Origin of the sequence: Kitasatospora sp. NPDC087314, assembly GCF_044744365.1 — a bacterium.
Classification (GTDB): Bacteria; Actinomycetota; Actinomycetes; order Streptomycetales; family Streptomycetaceae; genus Kitasatospora.
This window is the reverse complement of sequence record NZ_JBIUYE010000004.1, coordinates 20,595-40,985: the sequence shown is the minus strand read 5'-3', so window position 1 is coordinate 40,985 and position 20,391 is coordinate 20,595. Positions and strand designations below refer to the sequence as shown.

The 20,391-nt window shown below is 74.5% G+C and carries 15 protein-coding genes; 7 read left to right on the top strand and 8 right to left on the bottom strand.

Annotated features, from left to right (window positions below):
- Positions 1-71 precede the first annotated feature (71 nt).
- Positions 72-572, bottom strand: a complete 501-nt coding sequence (locus tag ACIO5E_RS09515) for a carboxymuconolactone decarboxylase family protein (protein WP_400665431.1) — start codon at positions 570-572, stop codon at positions 72-74.
- A gap of 47 nt (positions 573-619) precedes the next feature.
- Between ACIO5E_RS09515 and ACIO5E_RS09510 the strand changes: the two genes are divergently transcribed.
- The 7 genes from ACIO5E_RS09510 (at position 620) to ACIO5E_RS09480 (ending at position 8,357) form a co-directional block, all read left to right on the top strand.
- Positions 620-1,477 carry an oligopeptide/dipeptide ABC transporter ATP-binding protein gene (locus ACIO5E_RS09510; protein ID WP_400665429.1) on the top strand — a complete coding sequence of 286 codons (858 nt, stop codon included), beginning with the start codon at positions 620-622 and terminating at the stop codon, positions 1,475-1,477.
- 277 nt (positions 1,478-1,754) lie between these two features.
- Positions 1,755-2,591, top strand: a complete 837-nt coding sequence (locus ACIO5E_RS09505; protein WP_400665427.1) for an alpha/beta fold hydrolase — start codon at positions 1,755-1,757, stop codon at positions 2,589-2,591.
- Between the two features lie 811 nt (positions 2,592-3,402).
- Positions 3,403-5,301: an amidohydrolase gene (locus ACIO5E_RS09500; RefSeq protein WP_400666238.1), complete on the top strand. Its 1,899-nt coding sequence runs from the start codon at positions 3,403-3,405 to the stop codon at positions 5,299-5,301.
- A gap of 83 nt (positions 5,302-5,384) precedes the next feature.
- Entirely contained in the window at positions 5,385-6,047 is a 663-nt protein-coding gene (locus ACIO5E_RS09495) for a hydrolase (protein WP_400665426.1), read from the top strand.
- 53 nt (positions 6,048-6,100) lie between these two features.
- A complete protein-coding gene (locus tag ACIO5E_RS09490) occupies positions 6,101-6,625 on the top strand; it encodes a DoxX family protein (RefSeq protein ID WP_400665424.1) in 525 nt (174 codons plus the stop codon).
- Positions 6,606-7,331 (top strand): YoaK family protein, encoded by a 726-nt coding sequence (locus tag ACIO5E_RS09485; protein ID WP_400665422.1) that lies wholly within the window; start codon positions 6,606-6,608, stop codon positions 7,329-7,331. The genes ACIO5E_RS09490 and ACIO5E_RS09485 overlap by 20 nt, the downstream gene beginning before the upstream one ends.
- A gap of 102 nt (positions 7,332-7,433) precedes the next feature.
- Positions 7,434-8,357, top strand: coding sequence for a glyoxalase (locus ACIO5E_RS09480; RefSeq protein ID WP_400665421.1), 924 nt, complete (start codon positions 7,434-7,436; stop codon positions 8,355-8,357).
- A gap of 78 nt (positions 8,358-8,435) precedes the next feature.
- Here the strand turns inward: ACIO5E_RS09480 and ACIO5E_RS09475 are convergent, their stop codons facing one another.
- The 7 genes from ACIO5E_RS09475 to ACIO5E_RS09445 form a co-directional block, all read right to left on the bottom strand.
- Positions 8,436-9,476, bottom strand: a complete 1,041-nt coding sequence (locus ACIO5E_RS09475; RefSeq protein WP_400665419.1) for a helix-turn-helix domain-containing protein — start codon at positions 9,474-9,476, stop codon at positions 8,436-8,438.
- A gap of 175 nt (positions 9,477-9,651) precedes the next feature.
- On the bottom strand, positions 9,652-10,743 hold the full coding sequence (locus tag ACIO5E_RS09470; RefSeq protein ID WP_400665417.1) for a helix-turn-helix domain-containing protein: 1,092 nt from the start codon (positions 10,741-10,743) through the stop codon (positions 9,652-9,654).
- 151 nt (positions 10,744-10,894) lie between these two features.
- The gene (locus tag ACIO5E_RS09465; protein ID WP_400665415.1) at positions 10,895-13,621 is read right to left on the bottom strand and encodes an AAA family ATPase; all 2,727 of its coding nucleotides are present in this window, start codon (positions 13,619-13,621) and stop codon (positions 10,895-10,897) included.
- A 119-nt stretch (positions 13,622-13,740) separates the two neighbouring features.
- Entirely contained in the window at positions 13,741-15,261 is a 1,521-nt protein-coding gene (locus ACIO5E_RS09460; protein ID WP_400665413.1) for a threonine/serine exporter ThrE family protein, read from the bottom strand.
- A 269-nt stretch (positions 15,262-15,530) separates the two neighbouring features.
- Positions 15,531-18,095 carry an ABC transporter permease gene (locus ACIO5E_RS09455; RefSeq protein ID WP_400665411.1) on the bottom strand — a complete coding sequence of 855 codons (2,565 nt, stop codon included), beginning with the start codon at positions 18,093-18,095 and terminating at the stop codon, positions 15,531-15,533.
- 105 nt (positions 18,096-18,200) lie between these two features.
- Positions 18,201-18,956: an ABC transporter ATP-binding protein gene (locus ACIO5E_RS09450; RefSeq protein WP_400666236.1), complete on the bottom strand. Its 756-nt coding sequence runs from the start codon at positions 18,954-18,956 to the stop codon at positions 18,201-18,203.
- A 153-nt stretch (positions 18,957-19,109) separates the two neighbouring features.
- Complete coding sequence (locus tag ACIO5E_RS09445) at positions 19,110-20,390, bottom strand: ATP-binding protein (RefSeq protein ID WP_400665409.1); 1,281 nt, start codon at positions 20,388-20,390, stop codon at positions 19,110-19,112.
- Between the last annotated feature and the right edge of the window lies 1 nt (position 20,391).

Here is a 20,391-nt window from a genome sequence, read left to right as displayed (position 1 = left end):
CCACGGCGGGCGTAGGACGTCCGCACGGAGTTCGGGCGACCGCGGACGGCCCGCCCGCCCGAGCGGGGCGGTCACTGGGCCGGGATCGGCCGCACCGGGTGCTTGCTCAGGATGGACACCCGGTTGAAGGCGTTGATGGCGATGGCCACCCAGATCACCGCGGAGATCTGGTCATCCGTCAGGGCTTGGCGGGCGGCGCCGTAGGCGTCCTCCTGGAGGGCGGCGTCCGCGGGGTCGGTGGTCGCCTCCGCCAGGGCGAGGGCGGCGCGTTCCTGCGGGGTGAACAGTTCGGTGTCGCGCCACGCCGGGAGGGTGCCCAGACGCTGCGGGGTGTCGCCGGCCTGCAGTGCGGCCCTGGTGTGCACGTTGAGGCAGTAGGCGCAGCCGTTGATCTGGGACACCCGCAGGTTGACCAGTTCCACGAGCGTGCGGTCCAACCCGGCGTCCGCCGCGCCCGCACGGGCCGACTCGGCCGTCGCGACCAGTGCGCGGTAGGCCTTGGGGCTCTGCTTGTCGACGAACACCCGTCGGCGCGCCGGGGCCTCGGCCACGCCCGCTGTCACATCACTCATCGGAACTCCTCTTGCCGGATCGCCGTCGGACGGCACTGCGCCACGCCATGATAGTTGAAAGTAAAACATTCTGGAAGCGGGACGGCGCATCGCGACCACCACCGGGACCGATCCCGTCGAGCCGCGCGACCACCCTGCCGCCGGGCGCCAGGCACCCGCTCGGCACGGACAACGACGGCATCGACGAGCTCGGCAAGGTGATGGCCGGCGGGCAGACCAGCCTGGAGATCGGCCTCGCCGCCGGGCTGATCGCCGCCGTCCTCGCGCGCTGTACGGCGCGGTCGCGGGCTACCTGGGCGGCTGGATCGACGCCGCTGTCCGGAGAGGTCCCGGAACACCGCTACGCGTGCTACTTCCCGGTCGGCGAGGTCGAGTCGGGCGGCCGTCCGACCGTCGTGGCACCGTCCCCGGCGACGACGGTACGGGCCCCGGCGGTGTCCGACGGGGCGCCGGCCGAGCCGCTGCTGCGCATCGAGAACCTGGTCAAGCAGTACCCGGTGACCAGTGGCCTGGTCCTGCGCCGGACCGTGGGCGCGGTCAGCGCCGTGGCCGACATCTCCCTGACGGTCCGACGCGGGGAGACGCTCGGCCTGGTCGGCGAGTCCGGCTGCGGCAAGACCACCGTCGGCAAGCTCATCGTCGGCCTGGAGCGGCCCAGCAGCGGCAGCCTGGACACCATCCCCGTGGCCGACCCGGTGGTGGAGAAGGCCAAGAGCAGCCGGGGCGTCGCCGGGGAGCTCCCGTCCGCGATCGACCCACCGTCCGGCTGCCGCTTCCGCACCCGCTGCGCGGCGGCGCAGCAGATCTGCGCGGAGGCCGAGCCACCGCTGACCGCCCTCGGCCCCGACGACCACCTGGCCGCCTGCCACTTCCCACTGCGGCCTCACCCGACACCTGGCCGCTGAATCCCCCGCCCGGCCCGACGGGAGCGGCCTCCCTGCGCCTGCGGGAAGCCGCAGGGGAATCCGCCCACGTCGCAGCCCGACTGAGGCCGCGTCACGCCGGCGCGGCCGACGGCGACGTCCAGGCGCCCCGACCCCGGCGCCTCCGACCTCGGCGCCCCGACCCCGGCGCTCTCGGGCGACACCCGGTGCCCGCAGCGGCAACCGGCCGTGCACGGCCGGTCCTAGCGTGTGGCTCATCGCAGCCCACACGCCGTCCGAGCGGAAGAGAGAAGAGCCCATGCCGTTCATCACCGTCGGCCAGGAGAACTCCGGCCCCATCGACCTCTACTACGAGGACCACGGCTCCGGGCAGCCGGTGGTCCTCATCCACGGGTTCCCGCTGGACGGGCACTCCTGGGAGCGGCAGAGTGCCGCCCTGCTCGACGCCGGATACCGGGTCATCACCTACGACCGCCGCGGCTTCGGCCGGTCCTCCCAGCCCACCACCGGCTACGACTACGACACCTTCGCCGCCGACCTCCACACCGTGCTGGAGACCCTCGACGTCCGGGACGCCGCGCTGGTCGGCTTCTCGATGGGCACCGGCGAGGTCGCCCGGTACGTGTCCGCCCACGGCTCCGCCCGGGTCGCCAAGGTCGCCTTCCTGGCCTCCCTGGAGCCCTACCTGCTCAAGACCGACGACAACCCGGACGGAGCCGCCCCGAAGGAGTTCTTCGACGGCGTCGTCGCGGCGGTGAAGGCCGACCGCTACGCCTACTACGGCGACTTCTTCCGGGACTTCTACAACCTGGACGAGAACCTCGGCACCAGGATCAGCGAGGAGGCCGTGCGCAACAGCTGGAACGTCGCGGCGGGCGGGGGCTCCCACGCCGCCGCGGCCGCGCCGTCCACCTGGTACACCGACTTCCGGGCCGACATCGCGCGCATCGACGTCCCGGCCCTGATCCTGCACGGGACGGGCGACCGCATCCTGCCCGTCGACAACACCGGACGGCCGTTCCGCCGGGCACTGCCCTCCGCCGAGTACGTGGAGATCGAGGGCGCGCCGCACGGCCTGCTGTGGACCCACGCCGAGGAGGTGAACACGGCACTGCTGGCCTTCCTCGCGAAGTAGCCGAAGCGCTGGTCCGACCGCCCCGGCCTGCCGCCCCGGCCCTCCCCCGCTCCGACAGGACACGGGCGGGCCGGGGCGTCGCGCTGTCCGGAGCCGGTGCCCCGGCGCCCCAGCGCCCCTTGTCCGCCGGCGCGGGTGCGACCGGATCTCCTTCACGACGATCGAGTGGTCGGGGAACAGCCCGCTACGCGCGGCGTTCCACGTGATGCTGACGGTGAACTCGTACCTGCTGGCGTTGGCCCCGGGCGTGTCCGTCGACGGGGCCAGGTCGCCGGCCGGGCTCCGCCGGCCGTCCCACGTCTCACCGGTGGTGGAGGAGGAGTTGATCCACACGTAGCCGTCCAGGCCGACGCAGGACAGCATCTGCTGGCGCTGCCTCGGGTACTCGGAGTTGCCCGGGCCGGCGGTGTAGTCCTGGTAGCCCAGCCGGGCCGCCGACACGCCGGTGGTGCACACGGCTCCGCCCGGTGGTCCGCGACATGTCCGCTCCTCTTCTCGCCGGTTCATCAAGTCCGTTGAAATGAAACGTAGTTGGCCCGGCCGGCGCCGGTTCTCCCTCCGTGCGCTCATCGTCGACCGCCTGCGCACGAGAGCTCCGCCGGGGGCACGGGCGCCACGCGCGGCCCGGCGGTGCGCTGCCGGACCGGAGGCGGTGCACTGTGGGCCAATTCCGGTCCGGGCCGCCGACCTAACGTTCCATCAGGCGTTCGAGCGGGCCGAACCTCCGGGCCCGGCCCGCTCGAACGCCCCGTCGCCGCCTGCACCGTGCGGCGATCCGACCCCGTGACAGGAGGCTGTCGAGGTGCCTGCAATGCCCGTCGGCGGGCTGGTCCCCCGCGCCGTCGAGGACGCCGCCGACGTCGTCGTCCGCAACGCGAAGATCCACACCGGGGACGCCCGCCGCCCCCAGGCCGGTGCCCTCGCCATCCGCGACGGCCTGATCACGGCCGTCGGGGACGACGCGGACATCGCCCCGGTCATCGGACCTTCCACCACCGTGGTCGACGCGCTCGGCCGGCGCGTGGTGCCCGGCCTCAACGACGCCCACCTGCACGTGATCCGGGGCGGCCTCAACTACGTCCTCGAACTGCGCTGGGACGGCGTGGCCTCGCTGCGCCAGGCCCTGGCGATGCTGCGGGACCAGGCCGCCCGCACCCCCAAGGGGCAGTGGGTACGGGTCGTCGGCGGCTGGTCGGCCGAACAGTTCGCCGAGCGACGACTCCCCACACCCGCCGAACTGAACGAGGCGGCACCGGACACCCCGGTGTTCGTCCTCCACCTCTACCAGTCGGCGATCCTCAACCGCGCGGCGCTGAAGGCCGTCGGCTACACCGCGAGCACCCCCGACCCGAAGGGCGGCCAGATCGTCCGGGGCCGCGGCGGCGAGCCCAACGGCATGCTGCTGGCCGCCCCGAGCGCCCTGATCCTCTACTCCACGCTCGCCAAGGCCCCGACGCTGGAGGGCGAGGACCGCAGGACGTCCACCCGGCACTTCCTGCGCGAGCTGAACCGCTTCGGCCTGACCTCCGCGATCGACGCCGCCGGCGGGTTCCAGAGCTTCCCCGAGAACTACGGCACGGTGACCGAACTCGCCCGGGAGGGCCTGCTCTCGGTACGCATCGCCTACCACCTCTTCCCGCAGACCCCGGGCCAGGAACTCGACGATCTCACCCGCTGGGTCGAGACGGTCCGCCCCGGGGACGGCGACGCGTGGCTGCGGCTGAACGGCGCCGGCGAGAACCTCACCTGGGCCGCCGCCGACTTCGAGAACTTCGCCGAGCCACGCCCCGAACTCGACTCCTACGAAGGGGAGTTCGAGAAGGCTGTCCGCCTGCTCACGGAGCACGGCTGGGGCTTCCGGCTGCACGCGACCTACGACGAGACGATCCGGCGCGACCTCACCGTGTTCGAGAAGCTCGCCGCCGAAGGGCTCTTCCCCGCGGGGAACCGGTGGCTCTTCGACCACGCGGAGACCGTCTCGCGGGCGAGCCTCGACCGGATCGCGGCGCTCGGCGGCGCGCTCTCCGTGCAGAACCGACTGTCCTTCCAGGGCGAGGTGTTCACCCGCCGGTACGGCCTCGGCGCCGCCGCCGACGCCCCACCGATCCGGGCGATGCTGGAACGCGGGCTGACCGTGGCCGCCGGCACGGACGCCACCCGGGTGTCCTCCTACAACCCCTGGGTCGCTCTGCACTGGCTGGTCTCCGGCCGCACCGTCGGCGGACTGGCGACACGGTCGCCGCAGAACCGGGTGGACCGGGAGACCGCACTCGCGATGTACACCACGGCGGGCGCGGCGCTCACCGGCGAGCAGGACGTCAAGGGCGTGCTGCGGCCGGGCTGTTACGGCGACCTGGCGGTCCTGTCCGACGACTACTTCACCGTGCCCGAGCAGGACATCCCGCACATCGAGTCCCTGCTGACGGTCGTCGGCGGCCGGATCGTCCACGCCGCGGCCGAGTACGAGGGCATGGACGAGGAGCTCCCGGCGGTCAGCCCCGGCTGGAGCCCGGTCGCGCACTTCGGCGGGTACCAGAACCGCTACCGGAACGGCCACCAGGCGTCCGGCCGCGCCCCGGGCACGGGCGCCCGCCAGGCGGAGCTGCTCGGGCAGGTCGTCGCCGAGTCCGAGCTGCACCACCGCTGGCGCGTCGACCGGGGCCTGGCGGCGGAGCACCACCAGCCGTTCGACCCCTGCTTCCTCCTCTGAGCCGGTTCCCCGGACCGGACCACCCCGACCACCTCCACGGGCCACCGTGCGAAGGACCCACCGAGAACCGAAGGGAAACCCTCATGGTCGACCTCACCCAGGTCAGCGCCACCCCGAGCCCCGACCTGCTCACCCCGGACAACGCCGTGGTGCTGTTCGTGGACCACCAGCCGCAGATGTTCTTCGGCACCGGCAGCGGCGACCGGACCGCGATCATCAACGCCACCGTCGGCCTCGCCAAGGCCGCCAAGGCCTTCGACGTACCCACCGTACTGACCACCGTCGCCGCCGAATCCTTCTCCGGCCCGCTGCTGCCGCAGCTCGCGGCGGTCTTCCCCAAGGCCGAGATCCTCGACCGCACCTCGATGAACGCCTGGGAGGACGAGGCGGTCGTCGAGGCGATCAAGGCCACCGGGCGCGGCAAGGTCGTCATAGCCGGCCTGTGGACCGAGGTCTGCCTGGTCCTGCCGGTGCTGTCCATGATCGACCAGGGCTACGAGGTCTACGTCGTCACCGACGCCTCCGGCGGCGTCTCGCCGAAGGCCCACGAGCACGCCGTCCAGCGGATGCTGCAGGCCGGCGCCGTGCCGGTCACCTGGGTGCAGGTGCTGCTGGAGCTCCAGCGCGACTGGGCCCGCACGGAGACCTACGGCGCCGTCATGGAGATCGTCAAGGAGCACGCCGGCGCGTACGGCCTCGGAGTCGTCTACGCGCAGGCCGTCATCGGCGAGCACGCCGCGGGCTGAGCCGGCCCGCGCACCGACACCGCATCAGAGACAGGGACCAGGAACAGGACACGATGGATACCGGACTGCTGATCCTCCGGGTGGTGGTGGGCCTGCTCATCGCCGGGCACGGAGTACAGAAGGTGAGCTACCGCCTCGGGGGCCACGGCCTGACGGGCGGGACGGAGGAGTTCCGGCACGACGGGTTCCGCGGCGGGCCGCTCACCGCCCTCGCCGCGGGCGCCGGCCAGGTCGGCTCGGGCCTGTTCCTGGCCCTGGGCGCGCTCACGCCGCTGGCGGCCATGGTCGCCATGGGCGTGATGACGGTGGCTCTCACCGTGAAACTGCCGCACGGGCTCTGGGTGCAGGACGACGGCTACGAGTACCCGCTCGTCCTGATCGTCGTCGCCGGAACACTGGCCCTCACCGGTCCGGGCCGGTGGTCCGCCGACCACGCCGTCGGCCTGACCGCCTGGCCGGTCTGGCTGGCGGTCGCGGCCGCACTGCTCGGGCCGGCGAGCGGGCTGCTCACCCGCGCGGTCCTGCACCGGCCGCCGGCACCCGGGGAGGCGACGGCCGGTGCGCGCCCTGCTGACTGACGCCCTCCGGACCCTGGTCCCGCCGCGCACCGACCGGCACGGCCCGCTGCCGCCGCTGATGCTGCTGCTGACCGTGGCCACCGGTGTGGTCGACGCCGTGAGCTACCTCGGCCTCGGGCACGTGTTCGTGGCGAACATGACCGGCAACGTGGTCTTCCTGGGGTTCGCCCTGGCGGGGGCCCCGGGCCTGTCGGCCACGGCCTCACTCGTCTCGCTGGCGGCCTTCCTGGCCGGAGCACTCGCCGGCGGGCGGCTCGGCAGCCGGATGGCAGCCCACCGCGGGCGCCTGCTGGCCGTGGCCACCGGCGTCCAGACGGTCCTCACGGCCGCGGCCGCCGTCACCGACGCCGTCACCGACGGCAGTGGCCGCTACGCCCTGATCGTGCTGCTTGGCCTGGGCATGGGCCTGCAGAACGCGGTGGCCCGGCGGCTCGGCGTGCCGGACCTGACCACCACGGTCCTCACCCTCACCCTGACCGGCCTCGCCGCCGACTCGGCACCGGCCGGGGGCGCGGCGCCGCGCCCGGGGCGCCGGATCCTCTCCGCGCTGGCGATGCTGCTGGGCGGCGTCGCGGGCGCGGCGCTGGTCCTGCACGGGCGGCCCGCCGCCGCCCTCGCCCTGGCCGCCCTGCTGCTCCTGGCCACCGCACTGACCGCCCACCGGGTCTCGGTACCCGACGCCCACTGGGCCCCGCCCACGACCTGAGCGGTTCCGCAGCACCGATCGACTCCTCCGACCAGTACCAGCACGCGCCCGGCGCCCCGTTCAGCGGACGCCGGGCGCGCACGACGACCGGGAGGTCCCCCCATGATGCAGGGCTTCGCCCGACGGGTGGTCCCGTTGGTGGCGGCGATCGCCGCGCTGACGGCGCTCCCCACCGCCTCGGTGGCCCAGAACACCCCGACGCAACAGCCGGGCTCGCACCGGCAGTTCGCCGTCGGCCCGCAGTACGACTTCACCCACGTGTACGTCGCGCCGGGCACCGAGCAGGCGTTCGCGGCCAGTTGGGTCTCCACCTTCGGGGGAACCACGATCGGGCCGAACGCCACCCAGGTGACCCCGACGCCCAGCCGAACGCTGTCCGAGCTGGTGCTGTCACCGGTCGGCACGCTGTCGGTGTTCGACTACACCACCCCCGTCCCGTACCCCTTCGGCACCGAACGCACCGGCTGGCTGGTGACCGACCTCGACCAGGCGGTCCGGGCCGCCCGGGCCGACGGCGCGGCCGTGACGGTCGCCCCGTTCGCCGACCCGATCGGCCGGGACGCCGTCGTCCAGTTCCCCGGCGGTGTCAGCGCCCAGCTCTACGTGCACACCACCCCGCCGTCCTACCCCGACCTGGCGAGCGTGCCGGAGAACCGGCTCTACCTGTCGCCGGACGCGGTCGGCGCGTTCCTGCGGAGCTACCTCGCCTTCACCGGGGGCCGCATCGTCTCCGACGACCGGAAGGCCGACGGCGCCGCGATCGGCCTGCCCGGAGCGACGTACCGGCTCCTGCGTCTCACCTCCGGCTTCGGCAGCACGACGGTCACCGTGACGGACGGCCACCTGCCCCACCCCTTCGGCCGGGAGCTCACCGGATACGGCGTGTCCGACCTCGGCGCCACCCTGGACCGGGCGAAGGCCGCCGGCGCGTCGGTGCCGTGGGGGCCGGTCCCGGTGGGCGGCCGGGACAGCGCGATGGTGCAGTTCCCGGGCGGCTACCTCGCGGAGATCCACACCCTCCGATGACCGGCGAGCGGTGACCGACCGTCATGGTCCCACCGTCGTGGGGGTCGCCGGGCACGGACGGCGGCCCCCACGGTCGGGTCACACCGCGACGCCGTAACCGGACGGGGCGGCGGCCGGGCCCGGCACGGTGACCGGCTGGGGCAGCCGGACGGTGCCCGGCGCGCAGCCCGTCCCGGCAGCTGCCCGCCACTCGCGCGGGGAGACGCCGTACGCGGCCCGGAACGCCCGGCTGAAGTGACTGGCGCTCACGAAACCCCAGCGGCCCGCGACCGCCGCGACGGTCACCCGGCTCGCCCCCGGGCGGGCGAGGTCGCGGCGGCACATGTCGAGGCGCTGGCGCTGGATCCAGCGGGCCGCCGTCACCCCCTCGTAGCGGAAGAGCTTGTGCAGGTACCGCACGGACACGTGGTGGGCGGCCGCGATCCCCTCCGGAGAGAGCTCCGGGTCCCCCAGGTGACGCAGGATGTGGTCCTTGACCCGGGCCAGCACGGCCAGGGCCACCTCGGGAGCCTCCGGGACGAACCGACCACGGCGCTCGTGCGCGAGCACCGCGAGCAGGTCGAGCGCCGTGGTGGCGAGCCAGGACGCCAGTTGCGGCTCCATCGAGCCGGCCGACCGGGAGAGGCACTCCAGGTAGGCGGCCACCAGGCGGGCGGTGCCGCTGCCGGCGTCGAAGGCGTTCCCGGTGAGCACCCGCAGGTCCTCCTCGCGGACGCCCACCGCCGACCGCGGCCAGTGGAAGGCCGTGAAGACGAACGGCTCCGGCAGTTCCTTGGCGAACGGCCGCCCGGCGTCGGAGATCGCGAAGGTCCCCGGACGCAGCGACACCTGGCGGCCGTCCTGGACCAACCGGGCGGTACCGCGGTGCTGGAGCGCCAGTGTCAGGTGGTCCTCCCCGCCGCGGGCGATCAGCGCCGCGCTGCGCTCGACCCGCTGCGGGCCCGCCTGGACGAGGGAGACCTGCAGCGCGCCCACGAGGTGGCTGGTGATCGTCGCGGGGGCGGGCGCGCTCTCGCGCAGGACCACGTCGAGCGGGATGAAGGTGTGGGACACGGCCTCGTGCCAGTACTCGGCGCGATCGGCGCACGGTACCGCCGCGGTGTCGAGAACGACGGACATCAGTACTCCTCGGACGGCTGTCGGCCGGACCCTCGGGTCCGGCATCGCGGTGTCGGGCGGGTGGGCGATCACGGTGTCGGGCGGGTGGGCGATCACGGTGTCGGGCGGGTGGGCGATCACGGTGTCGGGCGGGTGCGCGCGGGATCACCTCCGGGCGGGACGACCCGGGAGCGGATCACCAGGAACGGCGGTGCAGGGCGACGTGCACGGTGTCGACGGCCTGGATCAGCGCGGCCCGGGCGGTGCCGGTCGGGCAGACCCCGCCGAGCAGCAGGAAGCCGTGCACGGCGCCCTGGCCGCCTTCGTCGGTCCGCAGCGCGCGCCACTCGCGCGGCGGGACGCCGTACGCGGCTCGGAAGGTCCGGCTGAAGTGCGCCGGGTTGACGAAGCCCCACCGCTGGGCGACGGCCGACACCGTCGGCGCGGTGCGGCCGCGCCGGGCCAGCTCGCGGGCGCAGGCCTCCAGGCGGCGCTGCTGGATGAACCGGCTCACCGTCACCCCTTCGCCCTCGAAGAGCCGGTGCAGGTACCGCACGGAGATGTGGTGGGCGTGCGCGATCCGCTCGGGCCTCAGCTCCGGATCTCCCAGGTGGTGGTCGATGTACTCCCGCGCCCGCCGGACCAGGTGCGCGTTCGGAGCGTCGTCCGTGCCGTCCGCCGCCTGGGAGCGGGCGAGTTGGGCGACGAGCGCGCTGAGCAGGTCGGCGACACTGCCGGCCAGCCGATCGCCGACCGGGGCGGAGTAGGAGTGCGCGGAGGCGGCGAGGATGCCGAGGAACGGCAGGAGCACCGGTCCACACCCCTCCCCCGGGCTGACGGCCGTCGCCGACACGTGCCGCAGGTCGTGCTCCGGCACGCCCAGCAGGCGACGCGGCAGGTGGAACAGGTGGGTGCGGAAGCGCTCCGGGTAGTCGACGGCGTACGGGCGCGCCGTGTCGTACAGGACGAGCCCGCCCGGCCGCACCTCCGCCCGGCGCCCGTCCTGTTCCAGTACGGCCCGGCCCGACACCTGCACGCCGACCCCGACCTGCGGCTCGCTCCCCGGGGCCCGCGCGATCAGCGCCGCCGTACGGGAGAGCCGGGCGGCGTCCGCCTCCAGCGTGGAGATCCGCACGTACCCGAGCCGGTGCGACTCCAGGAGCCCGTCGAACGGCCGCCCGGTGAGCGGGAGCACCTCCACGGGCACCAGCGTCCGCGACACCGCTCCGCTCCAGAACGCCGCCTTCTCCTCGTCCGCGACCGACGCGGTCGTCACCCGCACGCCCATCTGACCGCCCTTCCGTCGAAGTCCTGCGCAGTCTCAGCCTGGACCGCGGGCGCAGCCGCCCGTTAGGTCATCTGACTGCCGGATCGCGGTGGCCCGTCGCGGGGCCGGATCCGGGGCGTGGGAGGGACGGGTCGGCGGGCGTTTCGGCAGGTCAGCCGTTGCCGAGGGCGTGGGCGAGCGCGGCCCGCGAGGTGATGCCGAGCTTCGGGAAGATCCGGTAGAGGTGGGCCGCGACGGTGCGGGGCGACAGTTGGAGCTGCCGGCCGATCTCCTTGTTGGTCAGACCGGTCGCGGCCAGCCGGGCGATCCGCAGTTCCTGGCCGGTCAGGCCGGACGGCTCCGCGGCCGCTCCGCCCGGAGACAGGACCATCGAGTCACCCGCGGCCCGCAACTCCTCCTCGCACCACAGCGCCCAGGGGACCGCCCGGAGACGGCGGAACACGTGGTGGGCAATCCGCAACACCTCCCGGGCCCCCGGCCGGTGGCGCCGACGCAGCCACGAGCCGTGGGCGAGCCGCAGCCGGGCGAGGTCGAACGCCCACTGCTCGACGCCCGGCACGGCGTACGCGGCGTGGTAGGCGGCGTCGGCGTCGTCGTCCTCGGCGGCCAGGGCGGTGGCGGCCGCGAACAGGAAGGCGTGGCGGTCGGAGATCTCCGCGGAGCGTGCCGCCCGCGCCGCCGCGAGCTGCGCCCGGGCCTCGTCGTGCCGGCCGGTGTGCACGGCGGCCGTCACCAGGTCGAAGACCAGCGCGTGGTGCCAGGGCGGGCCGCTGGGTGGTCGTCCGGGCGGGGTGAGCTCGCAGAAGTGCGCGTACGCCTCCTCGTAGCGCCGGTGGGCGAGCGCGGCCAGGCCGCGCAGGTGGGTCAGGCGGTCGAGGACGTACCGCATCCTCGCGCGGGTGGCGACCGGCCTGACGACCTGCTCGATCTCCCGCAGTCCGGCCTCGTCCCCCCGGCCGGCCAGGAAGTGGGCGTAGTACTGGCGGAACATCAGGGCGTTCGCGTGGTATCCGAGTTCGTCGGCGATCTCGGCCTCGCGCAGGCAGACGGGCGCCTGGTCCCAGTGTCCGAGCAGGAAGTCCTGGTGGCACTTGGCCTTCGCCACGGAGCCCTGGGTGGCGTAGCCGTGCAGCCCGGCGAAGCGCTGCCACAGGTCTCCCCCGGGGCAGTCCAGCGCCGAGGCCGTCCACAGCAGGAGCCAGGCCGCGCCGGCCTCCTGCTCCTCGGTCATGCCGTCGGCCACCGCCCGCAGGGTGGCGGCCGCGTCCGGCCCCGGATCGGTCCACGCCCGCAGGCACAGCCGGCCCGCCTCGGAGACGTTCTCCCGGTGCCGGTCCAGGGCTCGCCAGGCCCAGGGGTCGTCCGTGTAGGTGGCGGCCAGCAGCAGCTTGAAGTAGGCCTGTTCGACCAGCCCGCCGAAGGTGTCGGCGCCCGGTGCCGTCAGCGCGTCGAGGGCCGCGGGCAGCAGTGCGGCGGAGGACTCGAAGTCGATGTGGTGGCTCTGGTCGACGTAGACCACCGCGTACGCGAACAGGGGGGCGACGTCCTGCGGAACCGTGCTGGCCTTCAGTTCCCCCACCAGGGCGGCGGCGTGGCGCAGTTGCCCGCCCCGGGCGGCCATCACCGCGGCCCAGGTGAGCCGTCGGGTGCGGTCGCACGAACTCGGGCTGAGGACGGCGGCGCGTTCGAGCAGCAGCGCGCCCTCCGCGTCGCCGCCCCGGCGGGCGAGGTCGCGGCCGGCCTCCTGGAGGCGGCGCGCGAGGTCCTCGTCCGGTACCAGCGCGGCGGACGCCTCGTGGGCCAGCCGCCGGGGGTCGTCCGGGGCGAGGGCTTCGGCCAGGGCGCTGTGGGCCTCGCGGCGCGCGGCGTCGGAGGCCGCGGAGACCACGGCGGTGCGCACCAGTGGGTGCCGGAACACCAGCTGCCCGGTCGCGTCGAGCCGGGCCAGGCCGTCCGCCTCGATCCGCTCCAGGGTCTTCCGCGCGTGCTCGTCCGCGGCGGCACGCAGCCACACGCCACTGCTGAACTCCGGTCCGGTGGCCAGTGCGCCCAGCAGGAGGAGACGACCGACCTCCGGTGCCGTCGCTCCCAGCCGGTCGGCGAACAGCCGCTCCAGTTTCCGTCCCAGCGGCAGCCGCTCCGGCAGCGGTGCGACGCCCCGCTGCTGGGCGGCCGCGAGTTGCCGTGGCAGCTCCACCAGGGCCAGGGGGTTGCCGGCCGCCTCCGCCAGCACCCGGTCCCTGGCGGGCGCCGCGAGCTCGGGGTAGCGGGTGCCCAGCAGCAGGGCCGCGTCCGCCGGGGGCAGGGCCCGCACGTCGACGGCCTCGGCCGACCACGCCTGGACCGCCCGGCCGCCCGCGCGGGTGGCGCCGACGATCACCAGCGGAAGCTCGGCGCAGCGCCGGTGGAGGAAGGCGAAGACGGTCGAGCTCGACGAGTCGATCCAGTGCAGGTCGTCCAGGAGCAGCAGCACCGGGGCGGTCCGCACCGCCTCCTCCAGCAGCACCAGGGCGGCGGCCCCGACGGCGAACCCGTTCGGGGTTCCGGGCCGGACACCGAGCGCGCTCTCCAGGGCGTCCCGCTGGTGGGCGGACAGGGCGCCCGAGCGCTGGAACAGCGGCCACAGGACCTGGTGGAGGGCCCCGAAGGCGAGGTCCGCCTCCGCCTCCGTACCGACCGCCCGCAGGACGGCGAACCCGCGCTCGCGCGCTTCGCGCTCCATCCAGGCCAGCAGCGTGCTCTTGCCGACGCCGGCGTCACCGCGCAGCAGCACCGTGGAGCCGCTCGCGCCGTCCTCGGCCTGGACCAGGGCCGCGGTCAGCAGCTCCGTCTCCCCCTGCCGCCCGACCAGGGCCGAACCCCGCCCGTCTCGTACCACTCTTGCCCCCGGGTCGGCCGGTTTCCGCTCACTCCCAGCCAGTCGAGTTTACTGCCCGTCAGATCCTCCCGGCACGGAGGTGGGAGCGCCGGCCGGTGGACGACTCCCGCCGCCGCCCCTCACCGGCGGTGGCGACCGCCCCGCCGGCCGGCCGGCGGGGCCGCGCGCGGCGCGGACAGGAAGAGCCGGGCCAGCTCCCGGCCCAGGTTCACGCCGATGGCGAGGGCCATCGCCGTGGCGACGGCGCGCCCGACGCCGCTCAGCCCGATCTCCGGCTCGCCCCGGACGAAGGCGAGCATCCCGAAGTAGAGCACCGACCCGGGCAGCAGCGGCCCCAGGGCCGCCGTGATGTGCGGCAGCGCGGAGCTTCCCCGGTGACGCGCCGTGAGCTGGCCGGACAGGCCCACCAGCCCGGCGGCGAGCCCGGTGGCCAGGAGCGGCTCCCCGCCGGCGTTGACCAGCACCCCGTAGGTCGTCCAGCCGGCCGCGCTGTTGAGCAGGGCCACGGACAGCGCGCCCGGCTCGGTGTTCAGCAGCACCGCGAACGCCAGGGTGAGCAGCACCGCCGCGGCGAGCTGCAACGGCGGGTTCACCGCCCCGGCCGGGACGTCCTGCGCCGCCAGGTCCGCGCCGTTGTTGACGCCGACGTAGAGCACCGTCATCACCCCGATCACCACACCGGCCATCAGGTACAGCGCTTCGAGCAGGCGCGCGGCGGCGGTGAGGTAGAAGCCCGCCAGGCCGTCCTGGGCCGCCGCCACCATGGGCCATCCCGGCAGCAGCGCGTACAGCCCTCCGGTGATCACCACCGATCCGCGCAGGTGCAGCCCGTTGAACGACAGCAGGATGCCGATCACGGCGGCCGGCCCCGCGGCCACCACGAACTGGTAGAACGCCGGGAGGTCGTGGCGCGCCACCAGCGCCGAGAGCCGGTCGCCTGCCAGGGCCGCGACGACGGCGCTGGCGAACACCAGCCAGGCCCGGGCGTCGGCCCGGCCGCCGACCAGCAGCGTCGCGGCCCCGGCCAGCACACCGCAGCACAGGAGGAGGAGCCAGCCGGGGTAGCGGTGGCTGTACCGGTGCACGGCCACGAGGCGGTCATGGGCGTCGTGGACCCCGATGCCACCCGCCGTGATCTCGGTGACCAGCCGGAAGACCGCGGCCAGCCGCGCGTAGTCGCCCGCCGCGCGGCGGACCGAGGACTCGACCGTCAACGGCGGCCCGGACGGGCCCGGCTGGTACGAGATCGCCACCCGGGTGAAGGTCACCTGGGGGTCGCACGGGTGGACCCGGTAGGCACCCGCGACGGCGAGCATGGCCGCCTCGACGTCCTCCGCCGCCTCGCCGCTGGCCAGCAGCAGCTCGCCGACCAGCAGCGCCAGCTCCAGCACCCGCACCGGCTCGACGGCTCCGGGCGGCTCCGCGAAGGAGTCCGCGGCCAGCCGGCGATCGGCCGTCGGAGTGCGCAGCAGTGGCAGCATCCGATCGGGCCAGGGGGCTGCGGTGTCGCGGACTTCCGGTCCCGACCGGGCGGTTTCGGCGGGACCTCCGGGCGCCGGGATCTGGTGCGGCCCGCTCTCGGAGCGCGTCGGCCGTCCCTCCGGATCGGCACGCCCGCCGAGCTGATCGTGTTCCGACATCGCGACTCCCTGAACCACCCTCCCCCCAGATCACCTTGTGCTCCCGAGCAACTACCCGGCGTGATGTGGCGGCGAACACTCCGGCCTCCAGGACTCCCTCCCAAACGGAGCGCAAAGGTCCGCACACGCCCCATCCCCGCGAGCGTGCCGTTCGCCCGGGCGGTGTCGGCCTGCTCCCGCCGACCGGCACCTCCCGGGGTGGCGCATCGCCGTGGCCGCAACGGACCGGCGGCCCGATCCGGCGACCGGAGGTGGGACGAGACCGTGCGTCAGGTCTTCGCGACGGCTGCCAACGGGCTCAGCGCGGCTGCCCGGCGGGCCGGGACGGCTGCCGCGATCACGCCGGTCGCCAGGGAGCCGAGGCACAGGAGGAGCAGTGTTCCCCAGGGCGGTGCCAGGGAGTACCGGGTCATGGCGCCGTTGGCCAGCGCGCCGACCGTCCAGGCTCCGAAGAGGCCGCCGGCCAGGCCCAGGAGTGTGCCGAAGGCGGCGACGGTCACCGACTCCAGGCGGATCATCCGGCGGATGCCGGCGCGGTCCATGCCGATGGCGCGCAGGACGCCGATCTCGCGGGTGCGTTCGGCGACCGACATGGCCAGGGTGTTGGTGATCCCGAGCAGGGAGATCACGGTGCCGAGCGCGAGCAGCCCGTACATCAGTTTCAGCAACTCGCCCAGGGCGCCGGCGGCCTGGTGGACGAGTTCCTCCCTGGTCTGCACCTGGACCAGCGGGCTGTTGCCCACGGCGGTGTGCAGCCGGTCCTCGATGGTCCTGGAGGTCGCGCCGCCGTCGGTGCGAACGAGGATCCGCTGGATGGAGCCGGGGGCGAAGCCGGTGCGCTGGACCTCGGTGCGGTCGCCCAGCGCGTCGTGGGCGGTGGGGTTGTCCTGGTAGACGGCGACGACGGTGTACTGCTGGAAGTCCTGACCGCTGCCCATCCGGGCGTTGAGCCGGCCGCCCGCGCTCACGCCCTGTTCCCGCGCGACGGTGCGGGAGACGGCGATCCGGCCCGGTCCGAGGTCCTTCAGCGAGCCGTCGACGAGATCGAGCCTCATGACGGCGTCCACGGTGTCGGGGGTGACACCCGAGATCGTGCGGACACCACCGCCGGTGAACAGGACGGAGTCCGTGACGGCGCTCGCCGTCCTCACCCCGGGGACGTCGGCCACCCGTTGTACGGCGGCGGGGTCGATGCCGGTCGTGGTGGTGCGGGTGCTGAGCACGTAGTCGGCACCGAGGCCGGACGCGGCCTGACGGTCCAGAGCCTGCCCGGTGGAGTTTCCGATGACGGCGAGCCCGGCGACCAGGGCCGTGCTGATCATCAGGGCGGAGGCGGTGGCCGCGCTGCGCCTCGGGTTGCGCAGCGCGTTCCGGTGGGCGAGCCGGCCGGTCGTCCCGAAGCGGCCGGTCAGCCGTCCGCTCAGCCGGATCACGGGGGTCGCGAGGACCGGCGCGAGCACGATCAGGGCGACGACGAGGACACCGCAGCCGAACATCGCGGTCCGCAGATTCTCCACCGAGGCGTCCTTCGCCCCCGTCAGCGACAGCAGCAACCCGGCGCCGAGGACCAGCAGGGCCAGTCCCACCGCGCCGCGGCCCCGGGAGCGGACGGCCGTGGGCGGCTGGTCGGCCGAGCGCAGCGCCTCGATGGGTGCGACCTTCGCGGCGTTGCGGGACGGCAGCCACGCGGCGAGGACCGTGACGCCCACGCCCACCGCGAGTGCCGCCACGAGCGGGCGCGGGCCGATCACCAGGGGGCCGTGGGGCAGCGTGTCCTGCGTGGTGCTCAGCAGGTCGGGCAGCACGGCGGCGATGCCGAGGCCGAGCAGGAGGCCGGCCACCGACGCGACGAGGCCGAGCAGGACGGCCTCCCAGAGCACGGAGCGGACCACCTGGCGGCGCGAGGCGCCGATCGCCCGCAGCAGCGCGATCTCACGGGTACGCCCGGCGACGAGCACGGTGAAGGTGTTGGCGATGAGGAACGAGCCGATGAACAGCGAGACCCCGGCGAAGACCATCGGCAGCTTCTGGTAGCCCCGGGTCAGCGTGTCGACGTAGGAGGCCTGCTGGGTGGCCTGGGCGGCGCCGGTGACGGCCTCGGCCCGGTCGGGCGGGAGTACCGCGGTGACCCGCTCGGAGAGCTCGGCCTGGCTGGTGCCGGGCGCGGCGGACAGGTCGACGGAGGTGTAGCGGCCCGGGGCGGCGAACAGCGCCTGGGCGGTCGCCTGGTCGAACAGGGTGAGGGTGCCGCCGGCGGTCACCCGGGTGTCCTGGGTGGTGACGACGCCCACGAGCCGTTTCGTCAGGACGGGGCCGTCGGTGGCCAGGGTGATGGTGTCGCCGATGCTGAACCCGCCGGCGGCGGCGGTGCCGCTGTCGACGGCGAGTTCACCGGCGTCGCGGGGTGCGTGGCCCCGGAGCAACGGGTAGCGACCGTCCTTGCCGTCCTTGCCCGGCACGTAGGCGGCGGCCAGGTTCGCCCGTGCGGTGCCGACCCGCAGCGGCGTGCCGTCCGCGGCGTTCAGGACCGCCGAGCCGTCCACCGAGGGCCGTACGGCCGCCGCACCGGGCACGGCGGCGAGCCTGTGGACGAGCGCGTCGTCGAGTGCGCTGCCGTTCTGACGCGTGGCGGCCCCGGTCAGGGGGGTTCTCGGGGTCACGGTGACCGCGATGTCCGCGAAGTTCTTCGACGCGGCGGCGCGGTGGGCCGCTACGGAGGTGTCCGCGAAGACGAGGGTGCCGCAGACGAATGCGACACCGAGGCAGACCGCGAGGACGGTCATGACCAGACGGGCCTTGGCCGCCAGGACGTTGCGCAGGGCTGTTCTCAGCATGGGTAGCTTTCGGGGCCGTGAGGGAGGACGGGAACGGGCGGCGCGAGTGCGCGAGTGCGCGAGTGCATGGGGTGGGACGACCGACTGAGGTGCCGGGTGGGCTGGTCAGCCGGTGCGGGTGCGGGTGTCGAACTCCTTCATCCGCTCCAGGACCCGGTCCGCGGTGGGGCGGGTCATCTCGTCGGCCAGGCGGCCGTCGGAGAGGAAGACCACGCGGTCGGCGAAGCCGGCGGCGACCGGGTCGTGCGTCACCATGACCACGGTCTGGCCCAGTTCGCGCACGCACTCGCGCAGGAAGCCGAGGACCTCCGTCCCGGCCCGGGAGTCGAGGTTGCCGGTGGGCTCGTCGGCGAAGACGATCGCGGGGCGGGAGACCAGCGCACGGGCCACCGCGACCCGCTGCTGCTGCCCGCCGGACAGCTCCGCGGGCCGGTGGCCGAGCCGCCGGCCCAGGCCGACCAGGGAGATCACGTGGTCCAGCCACTGCCGGTCGGGGCGGCGCCCGGCGATGGCCAGCGGCAGCGTGATGTTCTCCAGCGCGGTCAGCGTCGGCAGCAGGTTGAACGCCTGGAAGACGAAGCCGATCCGGTCGCGGCGCAACTCGGTGAGCTGCCGGTCGTTGAGGGTGCCCAGGTCGGTGGTGCCGATGCGGACGGATCCGGAGCTGGCCCGGTCCAGCCCGGCCGCGCAGTGCATCAGGGTGGACTTGCCGCAGCCGGAGGGGCCCATGATCGAGGTGAACTCGCCCTCCCGGAAGGCGATGTCGACCTGGTCCAGGGCGACGACACGGGTGTCGCCGCCGCCGTAGACCTTCGACAGGCCGGTGGTGGCGGCCGCGACCCCCGTCGCCGGGTGCGGCACGTACGGGGAAAAGGGTTCGGCGGTCACGGGGGGACTCCTCTGCGGGTGCGGAACGGGTGCACGTCGAAGAGTGTCCGGAGAACGTATCGGGGCCTGGGCCGGCGTGTATCGGTGCCCGCGCCGCTCTGTATCGGTTCGGTGGGGGCCGGGCGGTCAGGTCGGCAGGCGCAGCGTGGCGACGGCGCCGCCGTCGGGGGCGTTGGCCAGGCACAGCTCGGCCCCGAGGACCTGGGCCTGGCCCAGGGCGATGGTCAGGCCCAGACCGTGGCCCGACCCGTGCCCGGTCGCGTCCGTGTGGAAGCGGCGCGGACCGTCGCGCAGCAGGTCCGCGGGGAAGCCGGGACCGTGGTCGCGCACGACGACCGTCCGGTCCCCGACGGTGACCTCGACCGGGGCGCTCCCGTGCCGGTGGGCGTTGACGACGAGGTTGCCGACGACCCGCTCAAGGCGTCGCGGGTCGGTCTCCACGGTCCCGGCGGTCTGCGCGTTCTTCGCGTCGGTGCCCGTACCACTCCCGGTCCCGGTGACCACCGTGGCGAGTCCGGTGCGCGCCACGGCCTCGGCGACGACGGCGAGTAGCGGTACGCGGGCGCGGACCGCCTGTTCGACGCCGGCGTCGAGTCGGGAGATCTCCAGCAGGTCCTCGACCAGGCCGCGCAGATCGCGCACCCGGGCCCGCAGCAGGTCCTCCGTCTCGCCGGGCGGGAGCAGGTCGGCAGCGGCCAGCAGGCCCCCGACGGGGGTGCGCAGCTCGTGGGCCACGTCCGCGGTGAACCGGCGCTCGGTGCGCAGCCGGCGGCTGAGACTGTCGGCCATGAGGTCGACGGTGGCGGCGATGTCGGCGACCTCGTCGCGGCCCTTGGTGGGCCCGGTCCGGGCGTCGAGGTCCCCGCTCGAAATGCGGCTCGCGGTCTGGGAGACCCGTCGCAGCCGGCGGCCGACCAGCCCGGCTCCGTAGAGCGCCAGGGGAACCGCGGCCGCGAGCGAGACCAGTGACGCCACCGCCATGCTCGCGTCGAGTCGGCGCAGCCCGTAGAGGTCGGGGCTCATGTTGACCTGGACGGCCAGCACCGGGCTGCCCGGGCCGCCGACCCGTTGGGCGGCCCAGACGCTCGGCCCCGCGTTGCCTTCGACCCGGCCGTCGTAGGCGATGTGCCGGTCGCCGTCGGCCGGCCGGCGCAGTGCGGTGGGCAGTTCGGCGGGATCGAGCTCGGCGCCGTCCGCCAGCGTTCCGGTCCGCCGGTAGGTGTCGACGGCGGAGTACACGGAGTTGAAGGCGCGCGCTTCGGCCCGCTGGCGGATGTCGTGCGCCGTCCACAGGTGGACCAGCACGCCCACCGCGGCCGCGACCAGGCACGCGGTGGCCGCGGCCAGCGCGGCGATCTTCCAGCGCAGGGACGTGCGGGACGGCCGCGGCCGGCGCAGGGGGCGCACC

Coding starts and splice junctions, on each gene's coding strand:
- ACIO5E_RS09515 (WP_400665431.1), bottom strand. CDS start 572: ATGAGTGATGTGACAGCGGGCGTGGCCGAGGCCCCGGCGCGCCGACGG.
- ACIO5E_RS09510 (WP_400665429.1), top strand. CDS start 620: ATGATAGTTGAAAGTAAAACATTCTGGAAGCGGGACGGCGCATCGCGA.
- ACIO5E_RS09505 (WP_400665427.1), top strand. CDS start 1,755: ATGCCGTTCATCACCGTCGGCCAGGAGAACTCCGGCCCCATCGACCTC.
- ACIO5E_RS09500 (WP_400666238.1), top strand. CDS start 3,403: ATGCCCGTCGGCGGGCTGGTCCCCCGCGCCGTCGAGGACGCCGCCGAC.
- ACIO5E_RS09495 (WP_400665426.1), top strand. CDS start 5,385: ATGGTCGACCTCACCCAGGTCAGCGCCACCCCGAGCCCCGACCTGCTC.
- ACIO5E_RS09490 (WP_400665424.1), top strand. CDS start 6,101: ATGGATACCGGACTGCTGATCCTCCGGGTGGTGGTGGGCCTGCTCATC.
- ACIO5E_RS09480 (WP_400665421.1), top strand. CDS start 7,434: ATGATGCAGGGCTTCGCCCGACGGGTGGTCCCGTTGGTGGCGGCGATC.
- ACIO5E_RS09475 (WP_400665419.1), bottom strand. CDS start 9,476: ATGTCCGTCGTTCTCGACACCGCGGCGGTACCGTGCGCCGATCGCGCC.
- ACIO5E_RS09470 (WP_400665417.1), bottom strand. CDS start 10,743: ATGGGCGTGCGGGTGACGACCGCGTCGGTCGCGGACGAGGAGAAGGCG.
- ACIO5E_RS09460 (WP_400665413.1), bottom strand. CDS start 15,261: ATGTCGGAACACGATCAGCTCGGCGGGCGTGCCGATCCGGAGGGACGG.
- ACIO5E_RS09455 (WP_400665411.1), bottom strand. CDS start 18,095: ATGCTGAGAACAGCCCTGCGCAACGTCCTGGCGGCCAAGGCCCGTCTG.